The sequence below is a fragment of the Caballeronia sp. ATUFL_F1_KS39 genome, assembly GCF_023630985.1.
In the GTDB taxonomy this organism is placed as follows: Bacteria; Pseudomonadota; Gammaproteobacteria; order Burkholderiales; family Burkholderiaceae; genus Caballeronia; species Caballeronia zhejiangensis.
The window spans coordinates 1-260 of record NZ_JALQDZ010000106.1; the positions used below are offsets into that span (position 1 = coordinate 1).

Below are 260 nucleotides of genomic sequence, written 5' to 3' on the forward strand. Positions count from 1 at the left end.
GCCCGATACGGCCGAAACCGAGCACGCCGAGCGTCTTGCCGTGCACGTCCCAGCCGAACAGGTCTTCGCCGATGTTGCGCGTCCAGCGCCCTTCGCGCACATGATTCGACAACTCGACCAGGCGGCGCGAACTCGCGATGATCAGCGCGAACACCGTGTCGGCGGTGGTTTCGGTCAGGACGCCGGGCGTATGGCAGAGCGTGATGCCGCGTTGTTTCAGATGCGCGAGATCGTAATTGTCGACGCCGACCGATATGCTC

Annotated in this window: 1 protein-coding gene; it reads right to left on the reverse strand. The window is 63.8% G+C overall.

Going from position 1 to position 260, the window contains the following annotated elements:
- Nucleotides 1-260 (reverse strand): NAD(P)-dependent oxidoreductase (locus NCR93_RS31750; protein ID WP_284507455.1); only part of this gene is annotated, 260 nt, incomplete at both ends.